This is a genomic window from Thiohalorhabdus denitrificans, assembly GCF_001399755.1.
Lineage (GTDB): Bacteria > Pseudomonadota > Gammaproteobacteria > Thiohalorhabdales > Thiohalorhabdaceae > Thiohalorhabdus > Thiohalorhabdus denitrificans.
Map to the genome: position 1 here is coordinate 144,034 of NZ_LJCP01000009.1, position 14,256 is coordinate 158,289.

The following is a 14,256-nucleotide window of genomic DNA, read 5'->3' on the forward strand; positions in this document are numbered from 1 at the left end:
CAAACAACCGGAAAGGCCCTTGTAGGAGCGGTCCGTGACCGCGACCAGTCCGGTCTTGCCCAGCAAGTCGCGGTTGCGGACCGCTCCCACAGGGAGGGTTGCCGGTGGTTCAGGAAAGGTTTTGTCTGTGGCATCTGTGGGTGCGCCATTAAAGACTTTCCTTTCAGAATGAAGCCGACGGCTGCAAGGCCAGCACCCATCCCCCCGTAATCACCAGGTTCAAAAGCGCTATGGGCAGCATCACCTTCCAGCCGTAGGCCATGAGCTGGTCGTAGCGCGGCCGCGGCAGCGAGGCGCGGATCAGGATGAACAGCACCACGATCAGCGCCGTCTTCAGCACGAACCAGACGATGGCCGGCAGCAGCGGGCCGTGCCAGCCGCCCAGGAACAGGGTGGTGATCATGGCGGCGATGAGGAACACGCCCAGGTACTCGCCGACGAAGAACATGCCGAACTTCATGCCGGCGTATTCGGTGTGGTAGCCGGCCACCAGCTCGTTCTCCGCCTCCGGCAGGTCCATGGGCAGGCGGTGGGACTCGGCCAGCCCGGCTACCAGGAATACGACCAGGCCGAGGATCTGCGGGATGGCGAACCACAGCCCCTCCTGGGCCAGGACGATGCCGCGCAGGTCGAAGGTGCCCGCCTGGATGACCACGCCCATCACCGCCAGGCCCATGAACACCTCGTAGCTCACCAGCTGGGCGGCGGAGCGCAGGCCGCCCAGCAGGGCGTACTTGCTGTTCGAGGCCCAGCCGCCGAGCAGGACGCTGTACACGGCCACCGAGCTCATGCCCAGGAAGTAGAGCAGGCCGATGTTCAGGTCGATGATCCCCAGGGCCGGGGTCACGGGCACCACGGCGAAGGCGAGGAGCATGGAGACGGCAATGATGGCCGGCGCCAGGATGAACACCGGGCGGTCGGCGAAGGGCGGCACCCAGTCCTCCTTGGTGAGGATCTTGCCCATGTCCGCCACTGCTTGGAGAACGCCGAAGGGGCCCACCCGGTTGGGGCCGTAGCGGTCCTGCCACAGCCCCAGCAGCCGCCGCTCCACCCAGATCAGCAGGGCGGCCACCACCAGCAGTCCCGCGGCGGTGGCCGCCACGGCGATGGCCACCGCCAGCACCTCGATCATTGCCCGGTCTCCCGCAGCACGCCCCAGGCGGGCAGGCTCGCGGGGGACATGCCGGGCAGGCCCACCGGCAGGCCCGCCAGCCCGCGGGCGAGCGCCGGATCCCCGCGCAGGGGCAGGGAATAGGATTGCCCGTCCACCTCCAGGAGCCCCCAGGCCTCGCCGGACAGGTCCAGGCCGGCCTGCGCGGCGTCTTCCGGGTGCACGGCCAGATAGGGCTCCGGCATGCGCTCGGAGATCGCCTGGCCCTGGGCGCTCAGCTCCTCGCTGCCGAAGACGTGGTGCACGGGGACCACCAGCCATTGCCCGGGCCGGGGCGCGAAGGCCTCCGGGGCATTCCCGTAGTAATCGCCCTCCCCGGGGCCCGCGCCGTCCAGGAGGCGCACCCCCGCGGGGCCGCCCTGCAGGGCGCCGCCCACCTCCTCCTGGAACTTGTTCAGGGCCGCTACCGAATTCCATCCCGGGGTCCAGGCGAAGTGCAGCAGGGAGCCCGGCTGGTGGCCGTAGTGGCCTTCCATGGAATCGCTGAACGGGGAGTCGGGGTCGGCGATGGGCGAGGGCTCGTGGACGCTCTTGTGGGCGCGCATGGCGGTGCGGCCGCTGTAGCGGAAAGGCTGGTGGGCCAGGCGCCGGCCCTTGTGGCGGTAGTCGGAGCCCGGCGCGGCCTCGGGGATGGCCGCCAGCGCCGGCACCGCCTCGGCGCAGGCCCGGGTCACCACGTCCAGGTTGTCCCAGTCGAATTCGTCGTCCCGCCCCGCCCGGCGCCCGGCCTCGCGCAGCCAGCGCCAGGCCTCCTGGATCTCGGCGGTGGAGGTGTGGACCTGGAAGAAGCGCTGGGCGCGGCCCTCGTTGTTCACCAGCGTGCCGTCGCCCTCGGCGAAGGTGGCCGCTGGCAGGAGGGCGTCCGCGGCCTCGGCGGTGCCGTGTTGGAGGTGGTCGAGGACCACGATCCGTTCGGCGGCCTCCAGGGCCCCGGACACGGTCTCGTAGTCGGCCCGGATGAACAGGTCGTTCTCCGCCACCACCAGGGTGTCGGCCTCGCCCGCGCGGATGGCGTTCAGCGCCTCTTCCAGGGGCCGGCCACCGAGCAGGGCGGCGCCCATGCTGTTGCATTCCGGCACCGTGAGGTGGAGGCGGGCGGGCCGCTCCGCCCGGTGCAGTGCCCGGGCCGCGTTGGCCGCCGCCCGCAGCACCGCCGTGCTGCCCGCCCCGTAGCCGGAAACCACCAGGGGCCGCTCGGCATCGCGCAGCCAGGCCGCCGTCTCCCGCACGGCCTCCGCCATCTGCGGGTCCAGGTCCGCCACCGCCGGGGCCTCACCATCCAGTTCCTGGGCCACCGCCCGGCCGAAGCGGGCGATGTCGTCGGGGGCCAGGTGCAGGGTGCGGGAGGCGCAGTCATCCAGCCGCGTGGCGCCCGGGGTGGCCAGGGTCAATGGGCTGCACTCGTCCGGGGTGGCCTGGCGCACCGCGGCGTCCTGCCAGCGCGGGATGCCGAGCTGGTCCGCCCGGGCCAGGGCCCGGTGGCGGGTGGCCTGGCGCAGGGCCAGGGCCAGGCGCGGCGCGGTGTCCGGTATGTTGTCGCCCAGCACCAGCACCGCGTCCGCTTCCTCGGCCTCCGCCAGACTGGCGATGCGGGCGGGGGTGTGCCGGAGGACCGCCACTGTCTCGTTCAGCAGCGCTTCCTCGGCGGCGCCGATGCCCGGGGAGAAGTTGTCCGCCCCCACCATCTGGCGCAGGGCGAAATTCACCTCCAGCGAGGCACGCGGCGAGCCGATGCCCATGGTGCGGTGGGGCCGGGCGGCGGCCTCGTCGAGGAGCTCCAGGGCCTCCTCCGAATCCGCATGCGACTCGGCGGCGCGAGGCCGATGCTGGCGGGCCGGCTCCAGTATGCGGCGGGGGCTGTTGACGAACTGGTAGCCGAAGCGGCCCCGGTCGCACAGGAAGTAGCCGTTGATCTCGTCGTGGTAGCGGTTCTGGATGCGGCGCAGGCGGTCGTAGCGCTCGCCCGGGGCGGTGTTGCAGCCCAGGCCGCAGTGCACGCAGACGGAGGGGGCGGTGCGCAGGTCCCACTTGCGGATGTAGTGCTTGGAGAGGGTGCGGTCGGTGAACACCCCGGTGGGGCAGACCTCCACCAGGTTGCCGCTGAACTCGCTTTCCAGAGTGCCGTCGGTCTGGCGGCCGAAGTAGACGTGGTCGTGGGCGCCGAAGGCGTCCAGGTCGGCGCCGCCCGCGTAGTCGCGGTAGAAGCGCACGCAGCGGTAGCAGGTGATGCAGCGGTTCATCTCGTGGTTGATGAACGGCCCCAGGTCCTGGTTGCGGAAGGTGCGCTTGTCGAAGCGGTAGCGCCGGTAGGTGTGCCCGGTCATCTGCGTCATGTCCTGGAGGTGGCACTCGCCGCCCTCCTCGCAGGTGGGGCAGTCGTGGGGGTGGTTAATCATCAGCCACTCGATGACGCTGGCGCGGAAGTCGCGTGCCTCCGGGTCCTCGATGGCGATGCGGGTGCCGTCGGCGGCGGCGGTCATGCAGGCCATGACGATGCGGCCGGTGTCGTCGGTCTCGTCCTTGAACTGCTTGACTGCGCACTGGCGGCAGGCGCCCACCGAGCCCATGGCCGGGTGCCAGCAGAAGTAGGGCAGGTCCAGCCCCAGGGAGAGGCAGGTGTGGAGCAGGTTGTGCTCCGGGTTCGCCGGGTAGGTCCGGCCATCGACGATGATGCTGGCCATGGCCTACTCCCAGGGGCACCGCCGCTCGCGGATGTGGCGCTCGAAATCTTCCCGGAAATGCTTGAGCCCGCTCTCAAGGGGACCCACCGCGCCGGGCGCGTGGGCGCAGAAGGTGCGGCCCGGGCCCAGGTGGCGGCAGTGCAGCGCTAGGTTGTCCAGATCCCCTTCCCGCCCCTCGCCGCGGTCGATGGCGCGCAGGATGCGCTCGGTCCAGGGCAGGCCGTCCCGGCAGGGGGTGCACCAGCCGCAGGATTCCCGGGCGAAGAACCGCTCCAGGTTGGCCAGCATGCCCACCGGGCAGGTGCGCTCGTCCAGGGCGACGATGGCCCCCGTGCCCAGGCGGCTGCCCGCCTCGGCCACGTGGCCGAAGTCCAGGGGCAGGTCCAGGTGCTCGTCGGTGAGGAAGGGCGTGGAGGCGCCGCCCGGCAGCATCCCGCGCAGACGGTGGCCCGCGCGCATGCCGCCGGCGTGCTCCTCGACCACCTCGCGGGCGGTGGTGCCCATGGGCAACTCCCAGGCCCCGGGCCGGTTCACCTTGCCGCTAGCGCCGTAGAGCTTGGTGCCGGCGTCCTCAGTGCGGGACAGGCCCTGGAACCACGCCGCGCCGTGATTGACGATGTGTGGCACGTTGCACAGGGTCTCCACGTTGTTGACCACCGTGGGCCGGCCCCACAGGCCGCTTTGCTGGGGAAACGGCGGCTTGGCGCGGGGCAGGGGGCGGTGCCCTTCCAGGGCCGAGAGCAGGGCGGTCTCCTCTCCGCAGATGTAGCGCCCGGCGCTGGTGTGGAGCTGCAGGTCCAGGTGGTAGCCGCTGCCCAGGATGTCCTCGCCCAGGTAGCCGGCCTCATAGGCCTCGCCGATGGCCCGCTCCAGGGCGCGGGCGGCGGGCCGGTACTCTTCCCGCAGGAAGATGAAGGCGTAGCGGGCCTGGATGGCGTAGCCGCTCACCGCCATGGCTTCCACCATCTGGTGGGGATCGCCCTCCAGAAGGATGCGGTCCTTGAAGGTGCCCGGCTCCATCTCGTCGGCGTTGGCGACGATGCAGGTGGGCCGCTCGTCGTCGAGCGGGATGAAGCCCCACTTCATGCCGGTGGAGAAGCCCGCCCCGCCCCGGCCGCGGAGGCCGGAGTCCTTTACCATCTGGGTCACTTCGCCGGGTGCCATGTCCGCCAGCACCTTTCGCAGGGCGCCGTAGCCGCCCGTGGCCTCGTAGCCGGCCCGGTCGAGCCTCCCGTCCGGGCGGATGTTGGCGGTGAGCGGGGTTTCCATCATCGACCCCCCGAAGAGTGGCTGTAGGTCCCACCGGAGCCTCCTGTGGGAGCGGTCCGTGACCGCGACCAGCGGGTGGTTCCGCTCGGCAAGTCGCGGTCATGGACCGCTCCTACAAATGCTTCCACGGTCGCGGCGGGGACGCCTCTCGTGCACAGTGCCTTGCCCGACATCCGCCGAGGGACACCTGTAGGAGCGGCCAGTGGCCGCGACCGATGTGCCTCATTCGCCAAGTCGCGGTCTCGGACCGCTCCCACAGGGGGTTCCGCAAGCTGTCCGGTCATGGATACCGCTCCAGCAAGTCGTCCAGCCTTTCGGGGCTCACATCCCCCACCGGCTCGCCGTCGATGAGCAGCGCCGGGGCCCGCTCGCACCGGCCCAGGCAGCAGACGGGCAGCAGGGTGAAGCGGCCGTCCTCGGTGGTTTGGCCGGGGGCGATGCCGAGGCGCTGCTGCAGAGCCGCGTAGAGGGGTTCCTGACCCACCAGCCAGCAGCTTACGCTGTCGCAGACCAGGATCACGTGGCGGCCCACCGGCTTGCGGAAGATGAGGTTGTAGAAGGTGGCCACGCCGTCCAGCTCCGCCACGGGCATGCCCAGCACCTCGGCGGCCTCCGCCAGGGCCTCGTCGCTCACCCAGCCCTGGTGCTCCTGCACGGCCTTCAGGGCCTCCACGCCCGCCGCGCGGGGGTCGGCCCAGCGCTCGCGCTCCTCGGCGATAGCCTGGCGCTCCGCTTCGCTCAGCATGGTGCCGATACCTTCCAGATTGGCGGGCCCGGTGTAGGAGCGGCGGCCCCCGCCGCGACCTGCCGAATTTTGGCTCCAATCGCGGCCGGGACGGCCGCTCCTACAACGGACTCCACCCTGTTTACGGCCACCTTCCCAATCCCTGCGGATGTGCTCTCATTGGCTGTTTGCGACGTAGACAGCGCAACTATGACGGCATACCGGGGCCGGTAGGAGCGGCCGTCCCGGCCGCGACCACCCGGGGCTTTGCACTGGTCGCGACGGGGGCCGTCGCTCCTACAGTTGCCCGGTTTTGCCTTGTAGGAGCGGCCTCCAGGCCGCGACCTTCCGGGGCTGGGCATCAATCGCGGCTCGGATGCTGCTCTGACCAGGGACTCCGGCCCGGTCCCGCGCGCCGTGTTTGTTCCTGCCGCCGTGCCTTCATTGGCGGGTCGCGGCCGGGAGGCCGCTCCTACAGGGGGCTGTTTCCCGCTTATCCGGCTCATCGGTCCACGTCCGCCATGACGAAGTCGATGGAGCCCAGGATGGCGATCATGTCGGCCACCAGGTGGTGCCGGGCCAGCTCCGGAAGCACCTGCAGGTGCGGGAACGAGGGCGTGCGGATGCGGGTGCGGTAGCTGGCCGTTCCGCCGTCGCTGGTGAGGTAGTAGCTGTAGGCCCCCTTGGTGCCCTCGATGGGCACCTCCACCTCGCCGGCCGGCATCACCGGCCCCCAGCTCACGCCCAGGAAGTGGGAGATGAGGCTCTCGATGTCGTGCAGGGCGCGGTCCTTGGGCGGCGGGGTGGTGAGCGGGTGGTGGGCCTTGTGCGGGCCGGGCGGCATGTTTTCCAGGCATTGGCGGATGATGCGCAGGCTCTGGCGCATCTCCTCCACCCGCACCGCGCAGCGATCAAAACTGTCGCCGCCCTCCGCGGTGGGGATATCGAACTCGAACTGGTCGTAGCCGGAGTATGGCCGCTGCTTGCGGAAGTCCCACTCCACGCCGCTGGCGCGCAGGTTGGGACCGGTGACCCCCCAATCGATGGCCTCCGCGGCGGACAGGACACCGATGCCCTCGGTGCGCCTGCGGATGGTCCGGTTGCCCAGCACCAGTTTGTCGTATTCGTCGAGGCGGGCGGGCATGTAGTCCAGGAAGTCCCGCACCAGTCCGTCCCAGCCCCGGGGCAGGTCGGCCGCCAAGCCGCCGATGCGGAACCAGGCCGGGTGCATGCGGAAGCCGCACACCGCCTCGATGATGTCGTAGATTTTCTGGCGGTCGGAGAACATGTAGAAGATGGGCGACATCTCGCCGATGTCCTGGGCGTAGGTGCCATAGAACAGCAGGTGGCTGGAGATGCGGAACAGCTCGCAGAGCATGACCCGCACCACCTGGACCCGCTCCGGCACCTCGATGCCGGCCAGCTGCTCCAGGGCCATGACGTAGGGCAGGTTGTTCATCACCCCGCCCAGGTAGTCCACCCGGTCGGTGTAGGGGATGTAGGTGTGCCAGCTCTGGCGCTCCCCCATCTTCTCCGCGGCGCGGTGGTGGAAGCCGATATCCGGTACCGACTCCACGATCTCCTCGCCGTCGAGCTGCAGCACCACCCGGAACACCCCGTGGGCGCTGGGGTGGTTGGGGCCCAGGTTGAGGAACATGAAGTCGGTGTCGTCGTGGCGGCGCTGCATGCCCCAGTTTTCGGGGCGGAAGCGCATGGCCTCCTGCTCGTAGTCCTCGCCCTCGTCGTCCAGGTGGTAGTGGCCCATCTCCGTGGCCCGGGCCGGGTGGTCCTTGCGCAAGGGGTGGCCCTGCCAAGTGGGCGGCAGAAGGATCCGACTCAGGTGGGGGTGGCCGTCGAAGCGGATGCCGAAGAGGTCCCACACCTCCCGCTCGTACCAGTTGGCCGCGGGCCAGATGGCGGTGGCGGTGGGTACGGTAAGGTCCGGCTCGGCCAGGGCCACCTTGAGGCGGACATCGGCGTTGCGGTCCAGGGAGAGGAGGTGGTAGACCACGGTGAAATCGGCGGCCGGCATCCCCTCCCGGCGGTGGCGCTCGCGTTCGTCCACGGCCGTCAGGTCGTAGAGCATCAGGAAGGGGGCGGGGACCTCCCGCTTAAGGAAGCCGAGGGCCGGCAGCAGGAGGTGGCGGTCGAGCCAGAGGGTGGGGATCCCGTCGGCCGTGGGCTGGGCGGTGAAGGCCTCGGGGCCGTAGGCCCGGTCCAGTTCCTCCTCCACCGTGGCCAGGGCGCCCATGGCTAGACGCCGTCCGGCTTGCGGTAGGTGGTGGCCTGCATGCGCTTCGCTTGCTTGCGGGCGCGCTGGCTGGGCCGGTGTGCGGGATCCGGTGGGGTCTCGCCCACGGTGCGCTCCAGGGGCCGGCTCTCGCTGCCGATGGCCTGCTGGAGGAGGGTCAGGCCCTCCAGCACGGCCTCGGGCCGGGGCGGGCAGCCTGGGACGTAGACGTCCACGGGGAGGAACTTGTCCACGCCCTGCACCACGCTGTAGATGTCGTACATGCCCCCGGAGTTGGCGCAGGAGCCCATGGAGATCACCCAGCGAGGCTCCATCATCTCGCCGTGCAGCCGCCGGATCACCGGGGCCATCTTCCTGAACACGGTGCCGGAGATGATGATCAGGTCCGCCTGGCGGGGGGTGGCGCGAAAGACCTCCGAGCCGAAGCGGGCGATGTCGTGGGGGCTGGTGAAGGCGGTGGCCATCTCCACGTAGCAGCAGGACAGGCCGAAGTTGAAGGGCCACAGAGAGTTCTTGCGGCACCAGGCCACCAGCTCGTCGAGCCGGGAGAGCAGCATGTTGCGCTCCATGGCCTCCTCCACAGAGCCGTATCCTGGCGTCTCGCTCGTCGGCCCCGAGGACTCCCCGACCTTTGTCATCCACCAGCGCATCAGGGGCTCCTGTCCGGGCGCTCCCCCCGGATCGGCCGGCCGCGGCCCCGCGGCGCCCAGTCCAGCGCCCCCACCGCCCATTCGTAGGCCAGCGCCACCGCCAGCACCACCACGAAAAACACCAGGGCCACGTAGCCCGCCCAGCCAGCCTCCCGGGCCGCCACGGCCCAGGCGAAGATGAATACCGCCTCCATGTCGAAGATGACGAAGAACATGGCCACCACGTAGAACTGCACCGAGGTCCGGAAGCGGGCGAACCCCACCGGCACGATCCCGGACTCGAAAGGTTCGGTGCGGCCCCGGCCGGTGCGCTTCGGGCCGAGGAAATGGCCGAGGGCCAAGGCGGCGGCCACCAGGGCGATGGCCGAGAAGACGTACAGGACGAAGGGCCAATAGGCGAGGGCGGCTGCTGGATCGCTGGGCAAGGAGCCGGTCCTGTTCCGTTGGTGGGGATCCCTTCCTTTCACCTAATGCGGGCGGCGTGGCGGGGTAAAGGCGGGAGGGCCCTAACGGGTCCGGCGGACATATGGAAGGGCAGCCAACGTGGGGGAGGGCCTCTCGATGACTCGTCTTCGCTTGCGATGGAGAAGCCGGTAGGCGGGCCGGGTGATTGTTCCGGGTCCCTACTGGCCGAAAATGTAGCGGCGGCCCTCCTCCGTCCGGCGTTCCAGGGCCTCGGGATCCTCCCGGAACATCCGCGCCAGCTCCTGCTCGCCATGTTCCTCCAGGGTCTCCAGGAAGATCCCGTCCACCTTCTGCTGCCATTGCCGGCGGAGCTCCTCCCAGTTGCCGGGGCCCTCGCCGGGCAGCCAGGGCTCCCCGCGCTCGAGGCCATGCTCCTCCTCGATGGCCCGCATCCTCCGGCTCAGGTTACGGAGCTCGCCGTCGCCTTCCATGGCCTCGTGGGCCTTCTCCTCCGCCAGCGTTTCCAGGGCCCAGACCTTCAGGTAGAGCAGGGCTTCCTCCGGGAGGGCATGGGCCGTCTCCCCCTGGTTGATATCGGGCAGCCAGTGGTTCTCCAAGCGGTCCACCAGGTCCTCGTCCGGGTCCTGACGGAGAAGGTCCCGGAAGAGGTCCGGCCATTGCTCCGCGCCCCGGGCGAGGTCCTCGCGCCGCTTCGCCCGACCCGTTTCCTTGTCGTGCCGGCTGCGGAGCATCCGCGCCTCGCGCCTCCGTGCCATGGGTCGCCCTCCTTGGCCCACCGATCCTGAAAGGTTGTTACCCCCAGTAAATGCCCTAGCGAAGCCGCTGCCAACCGGGGGCTTCGCTCCCCCAGGCAGGGCCGCATTCCGGCACCGGCTGTATGCTCCCGGGATGTTCCGGCTTGCTTCGGCGGGCGAGGTAGGGGGCATTCTGGAAGGGGGACCCCGAATCAACGGGGAGGAATACGGAATGAGCCTCCAGCTGGAAAGCTTTGATATCCCCGCCATCGGCGGAGTGGTGAAGATCGACGACAAGCGCCTCGCCTGGGTGGACGTGGAGCTCCACTTCGAGAACCCGGAGCTGGATACCCACCCCAATGTCCACTTCCGCGTGAACGTGCCCTACGGCAACGACTGGACCGTGGACCAGATCCACGAGGCGGCCCTGGAAAAGGTGCGGGAGCTGACGGCCATGACGGAGAAGCAGCTGGAAGAGAAGAGCCTGGAGGAGCTGCGACAGTACTCTCTGGAGTTCTAGGCCGGCGCTTCCGAGGCACTCCCAAGGTCCGCGGGAGCGGCCCATGACCGTGACGGTTCGCCGGGGTAGGCCGCCTGGGCCTTCCCCGGAACCGGGGCCCGCATGCTTTCCACAGCCAGGCAAGACGGTGGGGACACCGGCCCGGCCGCGCCCGGGGATGGGTCCGCCGGACTTCCGATGCTAGAATTCCCGGGACAAAGCCCCGGTAGCTCAGCAGGATAGAGCAACGGCCTCCTAAGCCGTAGGTCACAGGTTCGAATCCTGTCCGGGGCGCCAGGAAAATCAAGCCTCTAGAAGCCGGCTGTGCCCTCCTTTCCCGCCGGCTGTGTCAGTTTTGTGCCAGCGCCACAACCTCGGCCGGGGCCGCCCCGGTGTCCCCCGCGGCCGGCTCCCCGTCCAGGACCGCCGCGGCGGCCGCCAGCCGGTCGGGGGCGAGGTGGGCGTAGCGCTCGGTCTGGGTGATCGAGCGGTGGCGCAGCAGGTCGCGCACCTCGTACAGGGGCACCCCCGACATCACCAGCCAGCTCGCGAAGGTGTGGCGCAAGTCGTGGATCCGGAAGTCCACGATCCCCGCCGCCTTGCAGGCCGAGGCGAAGCCGTTTTTCACGTCGCCGAGCGGCTCGCCATCCTTCTTGGCGAACACCCAGGGGCTGTCCGGGCAATGCTCCGCCACCCATTGGCGGCGGCTCACCAGGGCGGCCCGGGCGGTGGCGTTCAGGGGTACCGAGCCCCGGCGGCGGTTCTTCTGGTGGCCCGGATCCAGAAACACCAGCCCCTGCTGGAGGTCCACCCGCCGCCACTCCAGGCGGAACAGCTCCCCGCGGCGCATCCCGGTGTACAGCCCCAGGCGGATGAGGTCCGCCAGGTGCGGGGCGCGGGTCCGCCCCGCCGCCTCGATCAGGCGGGCCGCCTCCGCCTTGGTCAGCCAGCGCAGCCGGCCCTCCGGCTCGGGCAGCCGGCACCCGCTGGTGGGGTTGGGCAGCTCCCACCCCCACTCCAGCCGGGCGTGGTTGATCGCCTTCGACAGCAGCCCGATCTCCTTGTTGACCGTGCTCGCCGCGGCCCCCGCGCGCTGGCGCTGGCGGGCGTAGCGGCGGATCTCGGCGCTCGTCAGGCCGTGGAGGTCCCGGCCGGAGAAGGCGGGGTAGAGGTGGCGCAGACAGAGGTTGTCCCGCTTCGGATCCCGTTCCCCGGCGGTGTCCTCCAGAAAGGCCACCATGAGCTCGTCGAAGGTGCGGGCCGCCGGGACGGCGAAATGCCGCCCCAGGAAGGCGTCCTGCTCCCACTGCCTCAGGAGGGCGGCCGCTCGATCCCAATCCGTCTGGCCAGTCGAGCGGCGGCGTCGCCGTCCGTCGGCGTCGTAGTACTGCGCCCAGATCTTGCTGGATCCATTTCGGTAGAAGAGGCGTCCTTCCCGGTGGCCGCCTCGTTCGGGCTGGGGCATGCGTCTCCTCCTTTCTCCTCGGCCGCCAGCCCTGCCTCGTTCTCGGAGGCATCGTAGCCAGGCGCGGCCCGGGTTTCCACCCATTGCTTCAACGAATCCACCACCACGCGCCGGGAACGGCCCACGTGGACGGTTTGGATCTCGCCGGCGTCGGCGAGGCGCCGGATGGTCGACGCGCTTACATCTAGCAGCTCCCCGGCTTTGGCGAAGTCCAGTGCGAGCGGATCCATGCTCCTCCCTCGGTCTTGGGTTTGCTGGGCCGGACCGCCTCCCGGGAGGCGGCCGTCTGGCCCCCCTGGAGCAACCCCCGTGCCAGCTCCCCCTGCGGCCGGGCGAGGGCCCCGCCCCGGGGCCCGGAGGTGCCGGGCAACCGGGGCGTGAGGGCAAGGTGGCCCCGCTCGGCGGAGGGGAGGTTGGCCCGGCGGCGGGCGGCGGGGTTAAGGCCCTCGGACCGTCAAAAGTCCGACAACTGTCCAGAAGTTGACGGGGACGGACGGGGGGGCACCGACCGGGGATGGATGGCGCCGTCCGGCACCGAAGGGACCGGTTTGGCGCCATTCGGCGCTGGGAGCCACCGCTGCCGGGCTTTCCGGGACAAATGGCGCCACCCGGCGCCCCGCCGCTCCGTCGAGCTGTATCGTCCCGGCGCCGGACGGCGCCATCGGGGCCCCCTGTCATTCTTCGGGACAGGGAAGGGGCTCCCCCTTCCGTTACATTTCCCCGCGGCGCCCAATGGCTGTAACGGGGGGAGGAAGCACTGGGGGGAGGAGGAACCGCCCGTGTAACGGCCCCGGGGCGGACCGTACCGTCCGGGCGGAGGAGGCAGGGGGGTCGGGACCGCGGGCCGGGCGCGGAAGGCCGACGCCCGTCGTCCGGGCTCCGGGAGGGGCACGGCGCCCGGGCCCGGGGGAGTGGTGCGGGGGATCTCCCGAGGCGGCCCGGCGGTCGGCGGGGGCGCCGGTACCCCGGGGCCTGGCCCCGGGTCCTGGAAGGAGCGGGGGGAAGGATCCGGGGGTCCCGCGGCGGGGACACGGGGGATAGTATGTAGGTAGTAAATACAACCTACTACCTACAAGGAGGCCCCATGGCCCTGTCCGAGGAGCAGCGACAGCGCATCTTCGAGGCCGCGGACGCCCTGGCGGAGCGGGGGGAGCGGCCCACCCTGGCCGCCGTGCGTGACGAACTCGGCGGGGGCAGCTACACCACGATCAGCGAGGGGATGCAGGCTTGGCGGGCGGCCCGTCAGCCCCGGCCCGAGGAGGCCACCCTCCCTGGGGAGTTGGCGGAGCAGGCCCGGGCCCAGGCCGCGGAGCTGTGGCAGGCCGCCCGGAAGCTTGCCCGGGAGGAGGTGGAGGCGGAGCGGGCGGCTCTCCACCAGGACCGCGAGGCGATGGAGCAGGCCCAGCAGGAGGCCGCCCGGGCCGCGGACCGGGCTGTCGAGGAGGCCGAACGATTGCGGGGGGAGCGGGACCAGGCCGCCGCCGAGGCGGAGAGCCAACGCCGGCGCGCCGAGGAGGCCGCCGCCGAGACGGAACAAGAGCGCCGCCGTGCCGAGCAGGCGGAGGCCGAGCGGGACCGGCTCGCCCAGCAGGTAAGCGAACAGGGCGCGCACCTGGAGCGCATGATGGGAGCCCTGGAGCGGATGGCCGTTCCCGCTCCGGAAGTGCCCTACGCAGGATCGGAGACCGGCCCGGCGGAGGAAGGCACCCCCGATGAGCCAGGATAGGGGAGACCGATAGGGCCCTTACGGGTCCCGGATCCGCCGATCTTTGTGGCCGGCACCCCCAAAGGCTCCCGGCCAATAAGGCCCCTCTGACGTCGCGGCATTGGAGTTGCCCCGTTTCAGTGGACAGGTAACAGTTTGGTTTACGCGGCATCCCGCCAGGCCGCTTCATAGGCCTTCGGGGCCTGCTGGCCGAGGGCGGAATGGCGGCGACTCGGGTTGTACCAGCCCTCGATGAATTCGAAGATCGCCCGCTTGGCCTCCGCATGGTTTCCGAAGCACTGGCGGTCGATCAATTCGCATTCGAGGGTAGCGAAAAAGCTCTCGGCCAGGGCGTTGTCGTAGCAATCACCGACTGAGCCCATGGATTGGGCCACGCCGGCCTCCTGGCAGCGCTGGCCGAACGCCAGCGACGTGTACTGGCAGCCCTGGTCCGAATGATGAATTACCGACTCCGGCTGGCGACTCTGAATCGCCATATCCAGGGCGTTTAGTACCAGCTCGGTGCGCATGTGGCCGGCCATCGACCAGCCGACCACCCCGCGGCTGAAGACATCGAGCACCACGGCCAGGTACAGAAAACCGGCGTCCGTGGGTACATAGGTGATGTCCGAGACCCAGAGCGTATCCGGTGCCTCGGCCTGGAAGTCCCGCTCCACCCGG

The 14,256-nt window shown here is 70.3% G+C and carries 13 protein-coding genes and 1 tRNA gene; 3 read left to right on the plus strand and 11 right to left on the minus strand.

Annotation, left to right across the window (positions count from 1 at the left end):
- Nucleotides 1-163 precede the first annotated feature (163 nt).
- The 8 genes from nuoH to AN478_RS06875 all read right to left on the minus strand — a co-directional run bounded on the left by nuoH (nucleotide 164) and on the right by AN478_RS06875 (nucleotide 9,927).
- Nucleotides 164-1,132 (minus strand): NADH-quinone oxidoreductase subunit NuoH, encoded by a 969-nt coding sequence (nuoH, locus tag AN478_RS06840; protein WP_054965872.1) that lies wholly within the window; start codon nucleotides 1,130-1,132, stop codon nucleotides 164-166.
- Entirely contained in the window at nucleotides 1,129-3,852 is a 2,724-nt protein-coding gene (nuoG, locus tag AN478_RS06845) for an NADH-quinone oxidoreductase subunit NuoG (protein WP_054965873.1), read from the minus strand. The genes nuoH and nuoG overlap by 4 nt, the downstream gene beginning before the upstream one ends.
- 3 nt (nucleotides 3,853-3,855) lie before the next feature.
- Nucleotides 3,856-5,121: an NADH-quinone oxidoreductase subunit NuoF gene (nuoF, locus tag AN478_RS06850; protein ID WP_054965874.1), complete on the minus strand. Its 1,266-nt coding sequence runs from the start codon at nucleotides 5,119-5,121 to the stop codon at nucleotides 3,856-3,858.
- Between the two features lie 280 nt (nucleotides 5,122-5,401).
- Nucleotides 5,402-5,866, minus strand: coding sequence for an NADH-quinone oxidoreductase subunit NuoE (nuoE, locus tag AN478_RS06855; protein ID WP_054965875.1), 465 nt, complete (start codon nucleotides 5,864-5,866; stop codon nucleotides 5,402-5,404).
- A gap of 481 nt (nucleotides 5,867-6,347) precedes the next feature.
- Nucleotides 6,348-8,096 (minus strand): NADH-quinone oxidoreductase subunit C/D, encoded by a 1,749-nt coding sequence (gene nuoC / locus AN478_RS06860; protein WP_054965876.1) that lies wholly within the window; start codon nucleotides 8,094-8,096, stop codon nucleotides 6,348-6,350.
- Between the two features lie 2 nt (nucleotides 8,097-8,098).
- Nucleotides 8,099-8,746 (minus strand): NADH-quinone oxidoreductase subunit B, encoded by a 648-nt coding sequence (locus AN478_RS06865; protein ID WP_054965877.1) that lies wholly within the window; start codon nucleotides 8,744-8,746, stop codon nucleotides 8,099-8,101.
- Complete coding sequence (gene ndhC, locus AN478_RS06870; RefSeq protein WP_054965878.1) at nucleotides 8,746-9,171, minus strand: NADH-quinone oxidoreductase subunit A; 426 nt, start codon at nucleotides 9,169-9,171, stop codon at nucleotides 8,746-8,748. The genes AN478_RS06865 and ndhC overlap by 1 nt, the downstream gene beginning before the upstream one ends.
- Nucleotides 9,172-9,369: 198 nt before the next feature.
- Nucleotides 9,370-9,927, minus strand: a complete 558-nt coding sequence (locus AN478_RS06875) for a hypothetical protein (protein WP_143004180.1) — start codon at nucleotides 9,925-9,927, stop codon at nucleotides 9,370-9,372.
- A gap of 211 nt (nucleotides 9,928-10,138) precedes the next feature.
- On the opposite strand from AN478_RS06875, the gene AN478_RS06880 reads away from it, so the two are divergent.
- Complete coding sequence (locus AN478_RS06880) at nucleotides 10,139-10,426, plus strand: hypothetical protein (RefSeq protein ID WP_054965880.1); 288 nt, start codon at nucleotides 10,139-10,141, stop codon at nucleotides 10,424-10,426.
- 199 nt (nucleotides 10,427-10,625) lie between these two features.
- Nucleotides 10,626-10,702 (plus strand) — tRNA-Arg (locus AN478_RS06885).
- 52 nt (nucleotides 10,703-10,754) lie between these two features.
- Here AN478_RS06885 and AN478_RS06890 read toward each other — a convergent pair.
- Both AN478_RS06890 and AN478_RS14835 read right to left on the minus strand, forming a co-directional pair.
- Entirely contained in the window at nucleotides 10,755-11,645 is an 891-nt protein-coding gene (locus AN478_RS06890) for a site-specific integrase (RefSeq protein WP_399353874.1), read from the minus strand.
- A gap of 71 nt (nucleotides 11,646-11,716) precedes the next feature.
- Nucleotides 11,717-12,100 carry a helix-turn-helix domain-containing protein gene (locus tag AN478_RS14835; protein ID WP_074471461.1) on the minus strand — a complete coding sequence of 128 codons (384 nt, stop codon included), beginning with the start codon at nucleotides 12,098-12,100 and terminating at the stop codon, nucleotides 11,717-11,719.
- A gap of 854 nt (nucleotides 12,101-12,954) precedes the next feature.
- On the opposite strand from AN478_RS14835, the gene AN478_RS06895 reads away from it, so the two are divergent.
- On the plus strand, nucleotides 12,955-13,596 hold the full coding sequence (locus tag AN478_RS06895; RefSeq protein ID WP_054965882.1) for a DNA-binding protein: 642 nt from the start codon (nucleotides 12,955-12,957) through the stop codon (nucleotides 13,594-13,596).
- A gap of 140 nt (nucleotides 13,597-13,736) precedes the next feature.
- Here the strand turns inward: AN478_RS06895 and AN478_RS06900 are convergent.
- The coding region (locus tag AN478_RS06900) for an IS3 family transposase (RefSeq protein WP_156344079.1) at nucleotides 13,737-14,256 on the minus strand (520 nt) is incomplete at its 5' end.

What these genes read in the sequence shown, in the direction of transcription:
- nuoH (WP_054965872.1), bottom strand. Translation starts at nt 1,132, where the DNA reads ATGATCGAGGTGCTGGCGGTGGCCATCGCCGTGGCGGCCACCGCCGCG.
- nuoG (WP_054965873.1), bottom strand. Translation starts at nt 3,852, where the DNA reads ATGGCCAGCATCATCGTCGATGGCCGGACCTACCCGGCGAACCCGGAG.
- nuoF (WP_054965874.1), bottom strand. Translation starts at nt 5,121, where the DNA reads ATGGAAACCCCGCTCACCGCCAACATCCGCCCGGACGGGAGGCTCGAC.
- nuoE (WP_054965875.1), bottom strand. Translation starts at nt 5,866, where the DNA reads ATGCTGAGCGAAGCGGAGCGCCAGGCTATCGCCGAGGAGCGCGAGCGC.
- nuoC (WP_054965876.1), bottom strand. Translation starts at nt 8,096, where the DNA reads ATGGGCGCCCTGGCCACGGTGGAGGAGGAACTGGACCGGGCCTACGGC.
- AN478_RS06865 (WP_054965877.1), bottom strand. Translation starts at nt 8,746, where the DNA reads ATGCGCTGGTGGATGACAAAGGTCGGGGAGTCCTCGGGGCCGACGAGC.
- AN478_RS06875 (WP_143004180.1), bottom strand. Translation starts at nt 9,927, where the DNA reads ATGGCACGGAGGCGCGAGGCGCGGATGCTCCGCAGCCGGCACGACAAG.
- AN478_RS06880 (WP_054965880.1), top strand. Translation starts at nt 10,139, where the DNA reads ATGAGCCTCCAGCTGGAAAGCTTTGATATCCCCGCCATCGGCGGAGTG.
- AN478_RS06890 (WP_399353874.1), bottom strand. Translation starts at nt 11,645, where the DNA reads ATGGTGGCCTTTCTGGAGGACACCGCCGGGGAACGGGATCCGAAGCGG.
- AN478_RS14835 (WP_074471461.1), bottom strand. Translation starts at nt 12,100, where the DNA reads ATGGATCCGCTCGCACTGGACTTCGCCAAAGCCGGGGAGCTGCTAGAT.
- AN478_RS06895 (WP_054965882.1), top strand. Translation starts at nt 12,955, where the DNA reads ATGGCCCTGTCCGAGGAGCAGCGACAGCGCATCTTCGAGGCCGCGGAC.